Below are 17956 nucleotides of genomic sequence, written 5' to 3'. Positions count from 1 at the left end.
GTCCCGCGCGGCGCTCGAGTTCCAATTTAGAAGTATCTGCACTGGACCGTTCTGGCTCGCTTGCAACGTCTGCATCCCAATTCTGAGGTGACGTTTGCTTCGCACCCTCAGCCGAAGCAGCCGGATGGCCCACAAGTGACAGCTTCGGGGAAGCATAGTTGGCTTCCGGAACGGCTGGCGTCGGTCCGGAGCGGTAGGGCTGCTGGCTGTGTAATATGCTGAACTCAGCCAATGCTCAGCCTTCAGGTTCGAGCCATGCCGTACGCGTTTGCCAAATCAAGACAATAATGCCCGTGCACGATGCAGCGCGAGATATCCACGATGATGACAAGTATGAGGTTGTGGACGTTCGTACCGATCAGCACCTGATCGAACCGCTCGTCTGCATCGCGATAGACGTCGGTGACGTCGAGAAGCTCCGTGATACGTCCCAGCGGCAGGGCGATCGATTCGGCGTACGACCAGACATCGACGACTGCTTCAGCGGTTGCGGTCACGTTCCGCATCGGAGCGGTGAAGCAGGCTGAGAACTCGGTTTGGGACAAAAGGCGGGGCGCCGTCATCATAGTCCGCTCGTGAGGTTTGTCGTCGCGCTCACCACGAGCCGCGCGGGGAGCGCGTTTTCACACAGCCTCGGCCAACTTCAGTCGTCTGCTGTGCGTCCATTCTCACCCTCAAAATGAGTTCGGCGGCGGTCCGGCAACGGCGCCCCTGGCATCCATGCCAGAAGCGATCTCGAGACAGAGCGATCCCTCAGCGAATCCCGCCATCGCTCAAACGATACCAAGCGATGATCGCGGAAACGTACAGGCGGTGCAGCGCATGGAATGGCAGCGGCGCGATGGGCGTCGGTGATAGGGGGAGGCTGTCGGCATCGCCAGTCGCGAGGTACTCAGCGATCGCCCGACCCATCGCCGATTGAAGGCCCACGCCCCGGCCCTGGCAGCCGATGTCGATGAGCAGGCCGGGCGCCGGCTCGTGAAGATGCGGCAGGTAATCCCGGGTGATCGCCACGCGGCCGCACCAGCGGTGGTCGAAGGCAACGCCGTCGAGCTGCGGAAAGAGCTTGGTGACGATCCGTTCGAGATGCGCCCAGTCCTGCGGGCCGTGCGGCTCCCGGAATGGGCCGCGGCCGCCCATCAGCAGCCGACCGGTGTGGTCGAGGCGGAAGTAGAGCAGCAGCTTGCGCGTGTCCGAGGAGACCTGCCCCTCGGGCAGGATCGAGCGGCGAAGGTTGTCGGAGAGCGGCACCGTGGCGACCTGGAAGGAGTTTGCCGCGATCACCGTTTGGGCGAGGCCGGGCCAGAGCCCGCCGGTGTAGCCGTTGGTACAGAGGACGACGCGCTCGGTGGTGAGGCGGGCGCCCTGCGCCGTGCTGACGATCCAGCCCGATCCCGTGCGATCGAGGGCGGTCACAGGTGATCCGCCGTAAATTACGGCCCCGGCCTTGAGGGCGGCTCGGGCGAGGCCGCGGGCATAGCTCAGCGGCTGGACCGCGCCGCCTCGGCCGTCGAACCAGCCGCCGAGATAGCGTTCCGTGCCGAGCAGCCGGTCGGTCTCGGCCTTGTCGAGAACGCGCGCCGGGGCGCCGAGGTCGGCCCATTGGTGTGCCCGCCGCGCGACCTCCTCTAGACCGGCCTCAGTGTGGGCGCCCTGGATCCAGCCCTCGCGCCGGTGCGGCACGTCCATCTCGTGCCGGGCGATGAGATCGAAGACCGTATCGGCGGTGCCACCAGCGAAGCGGGCGAGCCGTTCGCCGCGCTCGCGCCCGAAGCGGGCGACGAGGTCGGCAGGATCATATTTTAGCCCCGGGATGACCTGCCCGCCGTTGCGCCCGGAGCCGCCGAAGCCGACCTCGCGCGCCTCCAGCACGACTGGGCGGATGCCCCTCTCGGCGAGATGCAGCGCCGTGGACAGGCCACAGAAGCCGCCGCCGACAATGACCACGTCGGCCTGCCCGGATTCGGCGAGCGGCGGCGTCTCTGGCGCCGGGGCCGCCGTGGTGGCCCAGAGCGATGGGGCGAGCGGAAAGGGTTCAGCCACAGCCTCTCCTACAGGGGATGCAGCACGCGCTGCAGGAAGTCCTGGGTGCGGGGGTTCTGCGGGCGGTTGAGGACCTCGGCCGCAGGCCCCTGCTCGACGAGGCGGCCGCCATCGAGGAAGAGCACCCTGTCGGCCACCTCCCGGGCGAAGCCGATCTCGTGGGTCACGACGATCATCGTCATCCCCTCGTCGGCGAGCCCCCGCATCACCCGCAGCACGTCGCCGACGAGTTCAGGGTCGAGAGCCGAGGTCGGCTCGTCGAACAGGATCGCCTCCGGCCGCATGGCGAGCGCCCGCGCTATGGCGACCCGCTGCTGCTGACCGCCGGAGAGCTGGTCCGGCCGGGCGTACTCCTTGCCCGAAAGGCCGACCCGAGCGAGCAGCGCGGCGGCCCGCTCCTCGGCCTCCGGACGGGACTCGCCCTTCACGTAGATCGGCCCCTCGACGACGTTCTCCAGGGCGGTGCGGTTGGCGAACAGGTTGAAGCGCTGGAACACCATGGAAACCTGAGTACGGATCGCCTTGATACTCCGCGCATCCCGGTCGACCCTCTGACCGCCGACGTGGATCTCGCCGCCGTCATAGGCCTCGAGCCCGTTGATGCATCGGAGCAGGGTCGACTTGCCGGAGCCCGACGGTCCGATGATGCACACCACCTCGCCCTTGGCGATTTCGGCCGAGACGCCCTTGATCACCTCCAGCGCGCCGTAATGCTTCCGAACATCCTGCAGGACGATCATCGGCGCCGACCCTTCGCCTCGAAATGCCGAACCAGCAGGATCAGTGGCAGGCTGAGTGCGAGGTACATCAGCGCCACCATCGTGTAGACGCTGGTATTCTTGAAGGTCGACGACGCAATGAGCTTGCCCTGGAGGGCGAGTTCCGCGACCGTGATGGTCGAGGCCTGGGACGAGTCCTTGAGCATCATGATCATGATGTTGCCGTAGGGCGGCAGCGCGATCCGGATCGCCTGCGGCAGGATCACCCGCCGCATGGTCATCCCCCAGCCCATGCCGATCGACAGCGCCGCCTCGACCTGCCCGCGATCCACCGCCTCGATGCCGGCGCGGAAATTCTCGGCCTGGTAGGCCGAGTAGGCGATGCCGAGCCCGATGATCGCCGCCTGAACGGCTGTCAGCGACAGGCCGAAATCGGGCATCACGAAGTAGAGGTAGAACAGTTGCACGATGATCGGGATACCGCGCAGAATGTTGATCATGACCGCGCTGAAGCCGGCGAGGATTGCAATCCCGGAGACCCGCAGCATCGCCCAGACGAGGCCCAGGAGCGTCGACACGACCAGCGAGGCGAGGGTGATCAGAACTGTGAGCTGCACGCCCTGGAGCAGGATCGGCAGATACTCCTGCGCGTCGACCAGGAACTCGCGCATGAGGCTCAGGACCGGTCGGCGGAGGGCGGCAGGCCCCACTTCGTGAGGATCGCTTGGAGCGTCCCATCGGCCTTGAGCTTGGCGAGCGCCGCGTCGATCTTGGCGAGGAGCGCGGAGTCGGTCTTGCGCACGCTGAGACCCACCGAGGCGACGACGGTCGGCTTGAAGGTCTCGACCAGGCGCACGCCCGGGAACACGCCCTGCTTGACGTAGTAGGCCAGGATCGGGGCGTCGGCGAAGCCGGCCTTCAACCGGCCTGAATTGACGTCACGGATGATGTCGGGGATCGTGTCGTAGATCTTCACCTCGCCGAAGAGGCCCGACTTCTTCAGCGGCTCGACGAAGGCGGTGCCGACCTGGGCCCCGACGGTCTCGCCCTTCAAGTCGGTGAAGGAGATGTAGTCCTTGGTGTCGCTCTTCGGGACGATCAGGCCCTCGCCATAGCTGTAGACCGGCGCCGAGAAGGCTACGACCTCCTTGCGCTGAGGTGTGATAAACATCGCCGCCGAGATGATGTCGATCTTCGAAGCGGTGAGCGCCGGGATCAGCGTCGAGAACTGCAGCGGCTCCACCGCCACCGTGAAGCCCGCCTCTTTACCGACTGCGTTGACGAGGTCGACCATGACGCCCTGGATGGTGTTGGTCTTGGTGTCGAGGAACGTGAAGGGCAGGCCGGTGGGCGTCGCGCCGACCTTGAGTGGCTGGGCACCAACCCCCTGACCCAACAGCCCGAAGAGCAGCGTCGACGCCAGACACAGTCTTGCCAACCGTCTTCTCATCATGCCGCTCCCGCATGTGGCCCGGATGTACGGCGAAAGCCGCGCCCGATTTCACATTAGTGAAGAATACCGCATGTTTTCGTCATCGACGCAAGACGTTTTCACGTGCATGAAGGCGTCGACGAGAGGCAGGCTGGTGTGGTGGTGAGCATTTCCCGTGATGGGTCGACGGGCCCTGAACCCGTGGACAGGGCCGTGGGGCAGCGCCTGCGCAACCTTCGACGAGCACGCGGACTCTCGCTGGAAGCGGTGGCGTCCAGCACCGGGTTATCGATCGGCTTTATCAGTCAGGTCGAGCGGGGCTTGTCCTCACCGTCCCTCCGTGTGCTGGCGCTTCTCGCGGACACCCTGCAGATCGGGATCGGGGGGCTCTTCGAAGCCACCCTGGACGAGCCCGATCCGGATCCGATCGTGGTGTTCCGGAAGGACCGGCCTGAACTGCAGCTCTGGCGGGCCGGCATTACCAAGCAGTTGCTGACGCCGCCCGGCGGAACGCAGGGCCTGAGCCTGTTCCATATGGTCCTGAAACCCAGCGCCAGCACGGGCAACGAGTTGTTCAGCCATCAAGGCGAGGAGGCCGGCCTCGTCCTGGAGGGCCGCCTCACTCTCGTCGTCGAGGCGCGAACGCTTCACCTGATGGAAGGAGACAGCTTCCGGTTCGAGAGCAGACGGCCGCATCGCTTCAGCAATCCCAACCCGGACGGGCCGACCATTGTGCTATGGGTCAACGTCCTCGGATCTTCCAAATCCCGGCCGTGATAGGGCCGGTCCGTCACCGGCACACAACGGCTGCGGTACGAACGCGGAGCAGCAGATGCTCGAGCGCCGCCGCGGCGTGGTCAGTGGATGCCGGATCGGACCTCGGCGGGGGCACGCCCATGCCGGCCGCGTCGACCAAGCCGTATCGATCCCGGCGGCCGGCGCACCGCCCAATATCTGCGGCGCGACCGGCAAACCAACGATCAGGGCCCGCGCCGCGCGACCGGCGCGACGACCCTGATCGTTGGCGGTTCAGGCCCCCTGCAGGGCGGCCTTAACCTTGGCCGGGGTGAACGGCACGGACCGCACGCGCACGCCGGTCGCGTCGAAGATCGCGTTCGAGACCGCCGCCGGCACGATGGCGGCGGACGGCTCGCCGGCGCCCCACGGCTTCTCGGTCGGCCGGTCTATCAGGTCGATCACCACCTCGGGCACGTCCGGGAAGGTGAGGATCGGGTAGCTCGACCAGTCGAGACTCGTCACGGCGCCGCGATCAAAGGTGACCTCCTCCAGCAGCACCCGGCTGATGGTCTGGATGACGTTGCCGTCGAGCTGGTTGCGCACGCCATCGGGGTTGATGATCTGACCGCAGTCCTGAACCACGAAGAAGCGCGGCACCCGCACCTGCCCGGTGCTGCGATTGACCTCGACCTCGGCCACGCCGGCCACGTAGGTGCGGTTGAGCTCGTACTTCACATAGGAGAGGCCACGCCCGCGCGGCACGTCGCCCGCGACGTCCTTCACCGGCGAGGGGCGCGCCTGCCACTTGGCGAGATCGGCAACCCGCTTCAGCACTTCGATGCCGCGCGGATCCTTGAGCGCGCGCAGGCGGTATTCCAGCGGGTCGGCGCCGGCCGCCGCCGCGCATTCGTCGAGGAAAGCCTCGTTGGCGTAGGTGTTCTGCATCCGTCCGGGTGTGCGGATCCAGGAGGGCCGGAACGGCGTCGAGGCCAGACGATGACAGACCGTGTGCACGTTCGGGAAGGCGTAGGGCAGGGCCGAGTTGCCGATGATGTTGCCGGGCGCCATCGTGGTCTCGTGCGGCAGGTCGGCCAGTGACGCTGCCACCAGCGGCACGTTGCCTGCTGCCCCCTCTGGAATATAGAACTGGGAGGACCAAGCGATGACGTTGCCCTGCGGATCAAGGCCGGCCTTCAGGTCGATCAGGGTCGGCGGTCCTTTCGGATCCCAGCCATGCTCGTCGGCGCGCGACCACTGGACCCGCACCGGCCGGCCTGTTGCGCGGGCGAGGAGGGCCGCATCGCCCGCCGCATCCTCGTGGCCGTTGCGGCCGTAGCAGCCTGAGCCCTCTACGTAGACGCACCGCACCGCCTCCGGCGCGAGGCCGGTCATGGCCGCGAGCTGCTTGCGCAGGGCGTGCGTCATCTGCGAGGCCGTCCAGCAGGTCAGGAACCCGTCCTTCAGCTCCGCGATGGCGCAGGACGGCCCGATCGAGCCGTGGGTGTGGATGGCGAAGTCGTAGGTGGCTTCGAGCCTCCGGGCCGCGCGGCCGAGCGCCACCTCGGCATCGCCCGTGCTGCTCGTGACGTCGTCCTTGGTGACCTTCGTGGCGCGCACGTGCTGCCAGAGTTTGTCCTGCTCGGGCAGGCCCTCCCATTTCGACCACGTCGCCTTCAGCTGCTTGGCGGCCTTCACGGCCGCCCACTCCTTCTCGGTGACGACGGCCAGGAAGTTGCCCTGGCGCACGACCTTGATCAGTCCCGGGATGTCCGCGACCGAGGCCTCGTCCACGCTCTGCAGATCCGCCCCGATGGTCGGGGGACGGACCACCCGGGCATGCACCATGCCGGGCACGCGGTAATCCTGCATGTAGGTGAAGTGCCCGGTCATCTTCCCGGGGATGTCGACCCGCGCCACTGATTTGCCGACGAGGGCGAAGCGCGCCGGGTCCTTCGTCTTGACTGCCGGATCGACCTTGAGGTCGAGGCGCCCATCCTTCACGAGGTCGGCGTAGGAGAGGCCTTGGCCACCAGCTTTCGGGCGGACGGTGCCGTTCTCGCTCACCAGCGCGTCGGCAGGTACGCCGAGGCGCTCGCTGGCCATCTGCACGAGGCGCGCGCGCGCCGTCGCCGCCGCCTGCCGGATCTCGACGCCGCCCTTCTGGATCGAGAGGCTGCCGTAGGTCGGTCCCTGATCCGGCGTCAACGCCGTATCGCCCTGGACGATGATCACGCGGTCGAGCGGCAGGTCCAGTTCCTCGGCCGCGATCTGGGTCAGGGCGGTCTCGACACCGGTGCCGAGATCGACCTTTCCGGAGAAGATCGTGACGCGACCGTCGGCGCCGAGCGCCAGGAAACTGTCGACGTGGTCCGGGGCAACGGACTTCGCGAAGCCGTTGGTGGCGACCGGCGCGAAGGTCTGGGCGCTGGCGCTGCGGCCGGACAGCGAGAAGCCGACCACGAGGGCGCCGCCCTGGAGGAGCAGGCTACGGCGGGAGAGGGCGGGTGCGGTCATGGCAACAACCTCCGTCAGAGCGTGCCGGCCGCGCGCTGGACGGCGCGCACGATCCGCTGATGGGTGCCGCATCGGCAGAGATTCTGGGCGAGCGCCTGCCGGATCGCGGTTTCGTCCGGCTTCGGCGTCTCGTTGAGCAGGGCGGCCGACTGCATGATCATGCCGTTGATGCAGTAGCCGCATTGCGCCGCCTGCTCGGCGATGAAGGCCGCCTGCACCGGGTGCGGCTTGTCCAGTCTGCCGAGCCCTTCGAGCGTCACGATCTTGGCCCCCGCCTTCAGGCTCGAGACCGGGGTGATGCAGGAGCGCACCGCCTGCCCATCGACATGCACCGTGCAGGCGCCGCACTGGCCCAGCCCGCAGCCGAAGCGGGGCCCGTGTAGGCCCAGGTCGTCGCGCAGCACGTAGAGGAGCGGCGTATCAAGGTCGTCCACGCTCACGGGCGCCGCGCGTCCGTTCACGTCCAGCGACATCGGCTGCGCCATCGCGCGTCTCCCTGGAACCATTCTGGGGTGCTCGGCCTATACCCGGCGTAGATCCGGAGCAACGCGGCGGCGTAACAGCGATCCCCATTCGCTGCACGGGCCGTGCTGGCCCCCGGCGCCGTCAGGGAAGCGCATGCCTTCGCAGAACTGCAGTCGATGCCTCCTTGCTCTCGTCCTCGCGCTGTCCGCCGGCCAAGTGCGGGCCGCCGAGCGCCTCCCGCAGGACTGGCCGGAGCCGTCCCGGAAGGCTGCTGAGACCGTGGCGGACAAGTACGGCGCACCGCAGGAGCAGACGGCGACGCTGCTGATCTGGCACCGCAACGGGCCGTGGATCCGGACGGTGGTACACAAGGTCGGAGCCGAGCACGACTTCCCGGCCAAGCACAGCGACGTGCTGGAGCAGAGCCTGCCCTACAAGGTTCCGCTCAACCTCTTCAGCGCCGTCGCGACCTTCAACGGCAGCGTCATCCCGGACCGGACGCGGGGCACGCTCACCGCCTACGGCGCCAGCGAGGCCGAGAACGTCCTGAGCTTGAACCTGGCCCGGGCGGTGGTGCGAGGCGAGCTCACGGCGGAGCAGGCACGGGATAAGCAAGTCACAGCCGTGCAGCAATTGGCGAACGGACAGGTGCCGGACCTCGCGGCCAAGCTTACCCTCGATCAGCAGCAGGAGGGTGACGTCTCCGACCCGGACACCGCGATGATCCTGCTGCCCAGCCAAAGGCCATAGTCCGAAGTACGCGGCCTCGGTCAGCGCGTAGCGGCCGTCGACCGACAGATGGAAGCTCCCGGCTACGATCGCCTGTCACAAGCCGGCCGGGATGCGCACGGTGCGCTTCATCAAACCCTGCGAGCAGAGCTCACTGGGGTTGGCAGCGGGGGGGGGCGATACCGTCCTTCCCTTCACGAGCGTTGTTGTCGCGCATCGCCGAAAGAGACTGCCCGCTTTTTTCGGCGAACCTATTCCGAAGCGGCCCAGCGGCTTTCGGCCAGATGCGGACAGCCGCTTGGCGCCCGTTCCAGCCCTTGGCACCTCATCGGTCAGGCCCAGACGCGGACCTGGCTGCGTTCGACAAGCCGAACCGCGCGCACGCGCTCGGGATGATCGAGACCCTCTCGGCCGAAAAGGCCGCGCTCGCCGACAGCGCCGCGGCCGCGGCACGCCATCAGGGTGTTGGTGGCCTCGATGGCAGCGACCACTTTGAGGTGCGCCCCCTCCGTCGGCCCGCCCGCAAATTCCCGCAATCGCGACATAAGCGGTGGCCATGAACCCGCGGGCAGGCAATGCCTGGGTTTCTCGCTTCCGGCCAAGGTCGCATGGCGCTTGCGTCCGAAGGGCGGCCGCGAGCGGCCGGTGCAGTCACGGACACCATGACCCAGTATCTCGTCAGGCGCGCCAACCTCCTCGTGCTCGGCGTCCTCATGGCCATCGTTGCCCTTGTCGGCGCGGTGACGTGGGAGCGCCTCAACGCCTCGCGGGTGGCCCGGGAGTGGTCGCAGCACAGCTACCGCGTTCTCAGCACCACCAAAGACCTCGCCATCGCCCTGCGCGACGCGGAGCGCGGCCAGCGCGGCTACGTCCTCACCGGCCGGGACGAGTACCTGGCGCCCTACGACGCGGCCCGCGACCGGCTCGGCCTGCTCCAGGGCGAATTGCAGAAGCTCACCGCCGACAACCCCGCGCAGCAGGAGCGCATCCGCGCCATCGCGCCGGCCATCCAGCAGAAGCTTGAGGAGCTCGCCCAGACCTTGCAAGCACGCCGCGACGGCGGGCTTGAGAATGCCTTGCGCATCATCAACGGCGATGCCGGCCGCAATCACATGCGGGACGCCGAGGCGGTACTCGATGGCATGCTCGGCGACGAGCAGCGGCTGCTCGACGAACGCCTCGCCCAGAATGACGCCCGGGCGGCCTGGGTGCGTTGGATGGTTATCGCCGGGTCGGCGCTGGCCGTCCTCACCATGCTCTGGGCGGCACGCCTCCTGAACCAGGCGTGGTCGCGCTCCAACGCGACCGGGGCCGAGCAGCGATCACTGGCGCTTCGCCTACGCACCACCCTCGACAGCCTCAGCCAGGGCGTTGCGGTGTTCGGGCCCGACCGCAGGCTCGCGAACTGGAATGAGTGCTTCCAAGTGCTGCTGGACCTGCCGAAGGCCATGCTTCGGCTGGGTACCGCCTACGGCACCTTCGCCGATCACACCGGCGAGCCCGGCCGCCTCACCCTGGAGACCGAGGATCAGGTCCGCTACGGCGGCTGGAATCAGCGCGAGGCGGTGACCTACGAGCGCGAGCGCGCCGACGGCCATCACCTGGAGATCCGCCGGACCCCGATGCCGGACGGCGGCTTCGTCCTGACGATTTCCGATATGACCAAGCGCGCCCAGGCCGAGGCCGTGCTACGCGAAGCCCAGAAGATGCAGGCGGTCGGGCAACTGACCGGGGGCATCGCACACGATTTCAACAACCTGCTGCAGGTCATCCTCGGAAATCTGGAGTTCGTCCGGGCGAAGCTCAACGGCGACGCGAGGCTGCAGCAGCGGATCGAGCGCGCGGCCTGGGCGGCCCAGCGCGGCGCGACGCTGACGGGCCAACTCCTCGCCTTCGCGCGCAAGCAACCGCTCGCGCCTGCGCCCGTCGACCTCGCCGCCACGATGCCGGACCTGATCCCGCTTCTGCGGCGAACCCTCGGCGAGCACATCGAGGTCCGCTACGTCGAGACCGCCGGGCTATGGCCAGCGATGGCAGACCCGGCCCAGCTGGAGAGCGCGGTCCTCAACCTCGCGCTGAACGCCCGGGACGCGATGCCGGGCGGCGGCAGGCTCACCATCGAGCTCGGCAACAAGGTCCTTGACGAGGCCTATGCCCGGGACAACGCCGAGGTCGCACCCGGCGACTACGCCATGGTGGCGGTCTCCGACACCGGCCACGGCATGACGCCGGAGGTGGTGGCGCGCGTGTTCGAGCCGTTCTTCACGACCAAGCCCGACGGCAAGGGCACCGGGCTCGGCCTCGCCATGGTGTTCGGCTTCGTCAAGCAGTCGGGCGGGCACGTGAAGATCTATTCCGAGCCCGGCGAGGGTACGACCGTGAAGATCTATCTGCCCCGGGCAGTTGGGGCCTTGGCCGCAGCCGGGCAGCGTACGGCGTCCCCGGTGGAGCTGCCGCGTGGCTCGGCCACGGTGCTGGTTGTCGAGGACGAGGCGGGGGTACGCGAGATTGCCTGCGCGATCCTGTCCGACCTCGGCTACCGGGTGCTGGAGGCGACCGACGGCGAAGAGGGGCTGCGGGTGTTCGGCGCGAACGCGGCGGCCGTCGACCTGCTGCTGACCGACGTGGTCCTGCCCGGCAAGGTCCGGGGCCGCGAGCTCGCCGAGCGGGTTCAGGCCATCCGGCCGGACGTGCGGGTGGTGTTCATGTCCGGCTACACGGAGAACTCCATCGTGCATCACGGCCGGCTCGACGACGGGGTGCATCTCGTCGGAAAACCGTTCAAGCGGGAGCAACTCGCTCGCAAAGTCGCCGAGGTTCTCGGTACTGCCGCGACGGGAGCGGCGACGGCGACGGCCGAAAACGTCGTGGTCCTCCGCCCCACCCGGGATGCCGGACCGTAAGGCCGGAGGGCCGCGCTTGACGTCGGTTGATAGGTCCGGCGGCAGGGGCGCCGGGGGTCGCGCGGCGGGGCACGACCGGCCTGCGTGAAGGGGCGATGCGCAGACCGGTCGTCCATCGTGCAGTCGGAGGAGATCGAACCGCACGATCCGTTAGCGCCGTCGGGTCAGTGGGCCTCGATGAGGCCAGACGTCCGCTGCGGCTTCTTCAGGATGGCGACGACGGCGAGGCTCAACACGAGGCTGACGCCGACCAGCCAGAACCCGTCCGCGTAGGCCATGACGTAGGCCTCGCGGCGGACCTGGGCGCCCAGCATGCCGATGGCGGCGCCCTTGGCCGCTGCTTGGTCGGCGATGTGCCCGTGCAGGCCGGCGGCGAGCGCGGCGAGGCGTTCCTGGGTGCGCGTGGCATTGACCGTGATGGCCTCGGCCAGCACCGAGAAGTGCATGTGCTCGCGCCGGTCGATCATCGTGGACAGCATCGCGATGCCGATAGATCCGCCGAGGTTTCGCATCATGTTCGATAGTGCCGAGGCGTCCGCCGTGTCGCGCGGGGCGAGGCCCGCCGTCGAGAGTTGCGAGAGCGGGATGGTGAAGAGCGGCTGGCCGATGGCGCGCAGGAGTTGCGGCAGGATCAGCTGGTCGGCGCCGACGTCGTGGGTCAGGCCGACATTGATCCAGCAACTCGCGATGAAGAACAGCGTGCCGGTCACCACCAGGATACGGGCGTCGAAGGCCCGCATGATCAGCGGCATCATCGGGAAGAGCAGCAGTTGCGGCAGCCCGGACCACATCACCACGTAGCCGATCTGCTGGGCGTTGTAGCCCTGGATCTGCGCGCAGTAGACCGGGATGATGTAGATCGAACCGAACGAGACGGCGCCGAGCACCGTCATCAGCACGCACGATCCCCCGACCGAGCGGTTGGCCAGTACCCGCAGGTTGATGAAGGGGCGTTCGGTCATCAGTTCGCGGACGATGAAGCCGGCGATGCCGACCGCCGCCAGGAGGCTGACCTGGACGATGATGGGGGAGCCGAACCAGTCTTTCCGCTGGCCCTCCTCCAGAACGTAGGTCAGGGCCGGCAGGCCGGTAGCCATCAGGCCGATGCCGATCCAGTCGCCCTTCAGGAGCTCGGCCCAGCGCGCCGGGACGCTGTCGAAGGCGCCGAGCTGGATCGCGGCGGCGAGCGGACCGAAGATCAGGTTCAGGTAGAAGATGTAGTGCCACGACAGGTTGTCGGTGAGCCAGCCGCCCACCGTCGGGCCGATGGCCGGCGCGAAGGTGGCGGTCAGCCCGAACATCGCGATGCCGATCGGCTGCTGGCTCTTCGACAGGCGGGTGCGCACGATGACGATGGCGGTCGGGATGAGCACGCCGCCGGTGAAGCCCTGGCCGGCGCGGAACAGGATCATCTGCGACAGCGAGGTCGAGAGCGCGCAGGCGAGCGAGAAGCCGGTGAACAGCATCGTGTTCACCGACAGGTACCGGCGCAGACCGATCACCGAGGACAGCCAGCCGGTGAGCGGGATCACGATGATCTCGGCCATCAGGTAGGCGGTCGAGATCCAGCTCCCTTCCTCGGTGGAGGCGCCCAGCGCGCCCTGGATATCGGAGAGCGAGGCGTTGGTGATCTGGATATCGAGGATGGCGGTGAACGCGCCGAGGATCGCGCCGAACACCGCGAGCCAGTCGCGCACACTCGCCTTGACCTCGGGCGTGGCGACGGCCGGTACGGCGTTCATCGGGGAAGCGCCTCGCTGACCAGGGCATGTCCGGATCGGCCGTTGCGTGGCTTCACCGTCTCGACCGCGTCATGGATGTGGACGGTCGCCTCGACCGACAGGCCGGGTCTCAGGCGTCCGAGCATCGGATCGGCATCGTCGAGCGCGACCCGCACCGGCACGCGCTGGACGACCTTGGTGAAGTTGCCAGTGGCATTCTCCGGGGGAAGCAGGGCGAACTGCGCACCGGTACCGGGCGAGAAGCTCTCGACCCGTCCCTCGAACTCGTGGTCGCCCAGGGCGTCGACCGTGAAGGTCACGTGCTGGCCCTCGACCATCTGCCCGGTCTGGGTCTCCTTGAAGTTCGCCACGAGGTAGATGTCGCGACCCATCGGGACGACGGTGAGCAGCCCGGTGCCGGCCGAGACGAACTGTCCGACGCGGAGCGAGCGGTCGCCGACCATGCCGTCTACCGGCGCCGTGATGGTCGTGTAGCTGAGGTTGAGCTGCGCCTGCTCGACCTTGGCCTGGGCAGCCTCCAGGCTCGCCCGGGCGCTGCCCTCCAGCGCTCTCAGGCTGTCGACCTGCTTCCTGGCCGCTTCCAGGGAAGCGACGGACTTGTCGTGGGCGGCCCGCTTCTGGCGCAGGTCGGAATCCGCCTGTTGCTGGCGCTGCGCGGTGCCGGAGCCGGTCTGCAACAGGTTCTGATACCGGGTGTATTCCTTGCCGGCGAAGTCGAGGGCCGCATCGGTATTCTCGACCTCGGCTTTGGCCGAGGCGACCTGCGCCTGCTGCTGCAGGATTGCGGCCGCGGTCCCGAGCAACTGGGCCCGGCTCTTCCCGACCTCGGCCTCGGCCTGCTTGAGCATGACCTGGGACTCGCGGTCGTCGAGGCGCGCGATCACGTCACCGGCCTTCACCGGCGCGTTGTCGCCGACGAGGACCTCGGCGACGTGGCCGGCGATGCGCGGGGCTACCGTGACCTTGTCGGCCTGCAGGTAGGCGTCCTCGGTCGTCTCCAGGAACCGACCGATGGTCCACCAGTGCCAGCCGTAGCTTCCCGCGCCGCCGAGAGCCGCGAGGATAAGGACCGACAGGATCAGGCGCGACTTGCGGCGCCTGCGAGCAGGCGAACGGGCGGCAAGCCTTGCAGAGGCCGGTGCGTGACCACCAGCCCCGGCCGCGGTAGCGGTTCGTGCCGCGGGCTGGGAAAGATCGCTGGGTCGAGCGTCCATGATGGTGGCCAACATCAATACGATACGGTAAAGTATCGATACATGACGGAGTGGACCATGACAAGGAGCACGACGATGGCAGCGGCCGTCCCCGCCGAGCCCGAGGTGATAGCGAAGCGTGGTTCCGGCGGGCGGCCGACGCGCGAAGAGGCCGCGCGGCGCGAGGCACGCATCGTCGAGGTCGCGACCCGGCTGTTCATCGAGCGCGGCTTCGACGGCACATCGATCGATGCGGTGGCGGAAGCCGCAGGCGTCAGCAAGCCGACGCTGTATGCCCGGTACCAAGACAAGCGCGCGCTGTTCGAGGCAGTCCTGCAGGACCGCATCCGGGAATGGCTCGCGCCTCTCTCGGCGGCGACCGAGGCGCAGGCGTTGCGGGCGACCCCGCTGGATGCCGCGACGGTGCTGGACGAGCTGAGCCGCAACCTCCTCGACCGCTCCCAGGCGCCGGGAGCCGCTGCCCTGACCCGCTGCATCGCCGCCCAGGCGATGCAGTTCCCCAATCTCGCCAAGCTTGCCTACGAGGAAGGCTGGCTTCGCGGCGTCCGGGCGGTGGGAGGTCTACTCGGCGTGATGGCCGAGCAGGGGCAGATCGCGGTGGACGACCCCGAGATTGCCGCCGATCTCTTCCTCAACCTTATCATGGGGCGCAGCTCGAAGCAGGCGCTCTATGGCGTAGAGGTGGATCCGGAAGCGCAGGAAAAACGGCGCCGCGCGGCCGTAGCGCTCTTCCTCGCCGGTGTTCGTTCGGATCGCCCCTGAAGGCGCCTGCATCGGCGCCTTGGCCAGGCATGCCTAAGTCCGTCGAACGTCAATGTCATTGCGACGGCTTGCTGCTTCCGCTTGGGTAGCCTGCGGACACGACCAGCGGCTCCGGCCTGTACACGATGCGGCTTGCCACACCCGACCGACCCAAGATCCGCGTCAGCTCACTGCCGGTAAGGAATAGGGCCGCCGCTTCGATGCGGTGCCTCAATTCTCTCTAGTTTGCTGCGATGCAAAATTTTAGTTTCTAGTGGTGTATCGCAGGCTCCGCTATAATCAATCAAGTCTTAACCGAACCATTGCGGTGCTTGGATCCAATTGCGGCGCTGAGAGAGCGATGTTAGTGGAGCGGGTGACGATTCGACCTTTCGATGCTGAGCTATAATCTTATAGACGCGGCCTAATGGATCAAATCTTGTAAAACAGGCAAAATACAATCCGATGCGGGACGGCACCGCTCAATGTCTCGACTGCGAGGGTCACCGCCGATCTGGGCCTTGTTCACGACCGCAGATTGACCACCGCGGCGGAGCACGCCGAGAGCGCTCTGTGCCGCCCCTCACGTCAAGTGGAATCCGTTGCTGCCATGATGCGTCTCGAGCGAGAAGACCAGGCTGGCCTCGATTGACGTGAGACCGGCCGCATTGGTCTCGTAGACGGTGACCGTATGCTGGCCGTCGGTGCTGCCGTCGGTCGCCAGGACTGGAGCCGTCGTGGTGAATGCGCCGGTGTCGAGCTTGTAGTGTAGCGTATCGCCGCTCACGGACGGCGCATAGGTGATCAGACCGTCGCTGGAGACGTGGGTTCCGCCTGTTCCGGTGTCGTGCGTGAGCGCGACAGTCGGGGCGGCTGGTGCGGTAGCGGCTGCGCCCGTCTTCATGACGGCGCTCGTGGATGCTCCGGGCGTACCGCCGCCGGTACTCGCAGCCGTTCCCGGGACGGTGAACTGCTGGGGCCCGGGGTTGAGGAAGGTCAGGCTGCTGTTGGCGACCGCGGCGCCGTTGTAGCTGGCCGCATCCACGTACAGGTTGCGGTCGTTGCCTGGGCCATCATAGGCGTCGTTGAGGAAGTTGAGGCTGACCGTGTGCGGCCCGGCGCCGAAGTTGCCCTGCACGGTGAGCGTATCGTCCAGCGCGGTCGAGCCGGCGACGTGGGCGGCATGCGCGGTCAGGGTCCCACCGACCTGCTGGCCGTCGACCGAGACCGTGTACTGCGCATCGCCCTTGTAGGCGTCCTCGCTGAGCTTCAAGACCAACTTGTCCGAACCGGTGCCCACCGTGGTCGCCACCGCGGCGCCGGAGCCGGCGCTCGACGCGCCCGTGCCGGATGCAGCGACACCGGATACTTGAATGATGAATGGATGATCGGCCATGGCCAAAGAAACGCTGGACACGTTGTGCAAGGTCTGCACCGGTGTAGAACCATTCACCGGATCATAGATCTGGATTGTTGAAAATACTTGATCTAATTGTATTGTAATCGGGCTTGATGCCGTAGGCATCGATCGATGTGCCTGTTCATTCCAGATATCAGGCTCATTCCAGAGTACGATCTGGTACGAACTGTCGGATTTTTGCGTGAGAAGGCTGTAGGCCGAACTTGGCATTCCACTCAGCGAATAGGCAAGTCCCCCAGGGCTGAAATGAGATGCATCAGAGCCCGGATCGCTCAGGATTGACGTCAGATTGTGGAGCGCCGTTGCGGCATGCTTCGGCGTATTGTCGAGGCGGAAAAGACCAAAGTGATTCTCTATATTCGTGTTTTGCGGATCCGAATACGCGTCGAGCAGTTGATATAGATAAATCTTATTTGAACCAAGTTGACCAGCATCCAGAACGCTATTAACGATCAGCTTTGCTTGGGCCGCCTCATCGACGCCTTCCCAATTGATGGCTACCCCTGCCGGGATCGAGGTCTGATAACCGAGCTCTGTAATTGCGACTGGCTTGCCAGGATCGGCTGCAACCGCATCGGCATCACCGCCACTAATATCACTTCGAGGCTGGCCGCCAATTTTGTTGTATAGGTGTATGTTATTGAAATCTGAGACTGTTTTAGAGATTGGAAAATCAGTAAAGCTTAGTACGGGTATAGTTTTGAGGATGGGATCGGCCTTCACAGCAGCATAGAGATCCTGCTGATAAGCTTGAGCAGCCGCAGTCCCGGTAACACCATGATAAGTCACCGGGAAGTTGTTCACCTCATTCGGCCCCTCGATCGCGGTCACCGAACCTGGATGAGCCACGACAAACGCATGGATCTGCTTGACAGCATCCACGGGATTGAGCGAACCTTGTACGATGAAATCAAACTTCATTCCTGCCAGTGCCGCGGCGGCAAGATTGTCCTGACCCGCCAAGGCCGGGTTCGGTGCGGCGTCACGAAGATTTGTCAGACCAAGATACTGAATGTCACTCAGATCTTGATTAATATTGGCATACTGTCCGTCGGTATAGTTTATGTGCGAATTGACTCCGACTTTGCCTATAACGTCTGCGACGCGTACTGCAGATTGAGCATTCATCGGTCTATTCCGTATCCGGCGATCGAGTTACGCCAATATGGCACGCGATGACACCACCATGGCCGCATACCGCTGTCAGTTCGATGGCGTTCACACGAGGCGCATATCACTGGCGACCATGGAGACGCGTCCGAGGCCGGCCGCGAACGCAGCAACGTTATTCCGTAC

The 17956-nt window shown here is 66.4% G+C and carries 15 protein-coding genes; 4 read left to right on the top strand and 11 right to left on the bottom strand.

Features of this window, described 5'->3' with window-relative positions:
• Nucleotides 1–242: 242 nt before the first annotated feature.
• From OXS27_RS28935 to OXS27_RS28915, 5 genes are all read right to left on the bottom strand, one after another.
• Nucleotides 243–566, bottom strand: a complete 324-nt coding sequence (locus tag OXS27_RS28935) for a hypothetical protein (RefSeq protein WP_243916410.1) — start codon at nucleotides 564–566, stop codon at nucleotides 243–245.
• A gap of 187 nt (nucleotides 567–753) precedes the next feature.
• Nucleotides 754–2043, bottom strand: a complete 1290-nt coding sequence (locus OXS27_RS28930) for an FAD-binding oxidoreductase (RefSeq protein WP_267360841.1) — start codon at nucleotides 2041–2043, stop codon at nucleotides 754–756.
• Nucleotides 2044–2051: 8 nt separating this feature from the next.
• A complete protein-coding gene (locus tag OXS27_RS28925) occupies nucleotides 2052–2783 on the bottom strand; it encodes an amino acid ABC transporter ATP-binding protein (RefSeq protein WP_267360839.1) in 732 nt (243 codons plus the stop codon).
• Complete coding sequence (locus OXS27_RS28920) at nucleotides 2780–3433, bottom strand: amino acid ABC transporter permease (protein ID WP_243916406.1); 654 nt, start codon at nucleotides 3431–3433, stop codon at nucleotides 2780–2782. The genes OXS27_RS28925 and OXS27_RS28920 overlap by 4 nt, the downstream gene beginning before the upstream one ends.
• Before the next feature lie 5 nt (nucleotides 3434–3438).
• On the bottom strand, nucleotides 3439–4212 hold the full coding sequence (locus OXS27_RS28915; RefSeq protein WP_267360844.1) for an ABC transporter substrate-binding protein: 774 nt from the start codon (nucleotides 4210–4212) through the stop codon (nucleotides 3439–3441).
• 195 nt (nucleotides 4213–4407) lie between these two features.
• On the opposite strand from OXS27_RS28915, the gene OXS27_RS28910 reads away from it, so the two are divergent.
• Complete coding sequence (locus tag OXS27_RS28910) at nucleotides 4408–4971, top strand: cupin domain-containing protein (RefSeq protein WP_243916405.1); 564 nt, start codon at nucleotides 4408–4410, stop codon at nucleotides 4969–4971.
• Nucleotides 4972–5223: 252 nt separating this feature from the next.
• Here the strand turns inward: OXS27_RS28910 and OXS27_RS28905 are convergent, their stop codons facing one another.
• On the bottom strand, nucleotides 5224–7446 hold the full coding sequence (locus OXS27_RS28905) for a molybdopterin cofactor-binding domain-containing protein (RefSeq protein WP_267360835.1): 2223 nt from the start codon (nucleotides 7444–7446) through the stop codon (nucleotides 5224–5226).
• Nucleotides 7447–7460: 14 nt separating this feature from the next.
• Nucleotides 7461–7931 carry a (2Fe-2S)-binding protein gene (locus tag OXS27_RS28900; protein WP_267360833.1) on the bottom strand — a complete coding sequence of 157 codons (471 nt, stop codon included), beginning with the start codon at nucleotides 7929–7931 and terminating at the stop codon, nucleotides 7461–7463.
• 133 nt (nucleotides 7932–8064) lie between these two features.
• Between OXS27_RS28900 and OXS27_RS28895 the strand changes: the two genes are divergently transcribed.
• Nucleotides 8065–8661, top strand: coding sequence for a hypothetical protein (locus OXS27_RS28895; protein WP_267360831.1), 597 nt, complete (start codon nucleotides 8065–8067; stop codon nucleotides 8659–8661).
• 311 nt (nucleotides 8662–8972) lie between these two features.
• Here OXS27_RS28895 and OXS27_RS28890 read toward each other — a convergent pair whose 3' ends face one another.
• Nucleotides 8973–9131 (bottom strand): hypothetical protein, encoded by a 159-nt coding sequence (locus OXS27_RS28890; protein WP_267360829.1) that lies wholly within the window; start codon nucleotides 9129–9131, stop codon nucleotides 8973–8975.
• 171 nt (nucleotides 9132–9302) lie between these two features.
• Between OXS27_RS28890 and OXS27_RS28885 the strand changes: the two genes are divergently transcribed.
• Nucleotides 9303–11543: a CHASE3 domain-containing protein gene (locus OXS27_RS28885; protein ID WP_267360827.1), complete on the top strand. Its 2241-nt coding sequence runs from the start codon at nucleotides 9303–9305 to the stop codon at nucleotides 11541–11543.
• Nucleotides 11544–11707: 164 nt separating this feature from the next.
• On the opposite strand, the gene OXS27_RS28880 is transcribed toward OXS27_RS28885, so the two are convergent.
• Together OXS27_RS28880 and OXS27_RS28875 are read right to left on the bottom strand one after the other, a co-directional pair.
• Entirely contained in the window at nucleotides 11708–13285 is a 1578-nt protein-coding gene (locus OXS27_RS28880) for a DHA2 family efflux MFS transporter permease subunit (protein ID WP_267360825.1), read from the bottom strand.
• Nucleotides 13282–14514, bottom strand: a complete 1233-nt coding sequence (locus OXS27_RS28875) for an HlyD family secretion protein (RefSeq protein ID WP_267360823.1) — start codon at nucleotides 14512–14514, stop codon at nucleotides 13282–13284. The genes OXS27_RS28880 and OXS27_RS28875 overlap by 4 nt, the downstream gene beginning before the upstream one ends.
• Nucleotides 14515–14574: 60 nt before the next feature.
• Between OXS27_RS28875 and OXS27_RS28870 the strand changes: the two genes are divergently transcribed.
• Entirely contained in the window at nucleotides 14575–15261 is a 687-nt protein-coding gene (locus OXS27_RS28870) for a TetR/AcrR family transcriptional regulator (protein ID WP_267360821.1), read from the top strand.
• A 562-nt stretch (nucleotides 15262–15823) separates the two neighbouring features.
• Here OXS27_RS28870 and OXS27_RS28865 read toward each other — a convergent pair.
• On the bottom strand, nucleotides 15824–17788 hold the full coding sequence (locus OXS27_RS28865; RefSeq protein WP_267360819.1) for a carbohydrate-binding domain-containing protein: 1965 nt from the start codon (nucleotides 17786–17788) through the stop codon (nucleotides 15824–15826).
• Between the last annotated feature and the right edge of the window lie 168 nt (nucleotides 17789–17956).

The sequence above is a fragment of the Methylobacterium sp. GC_Met_3 genome (assembly GCF_026540775.1).
Lineage (GTDB): Bacteria > Pseudomonadota > Alphaproteobacteria > Rhizobiales > Beijerinckiaceae > Methylobacterium.
This window is presented reverse-complemented; position numbering and strand designations above follow the sequence as displayed.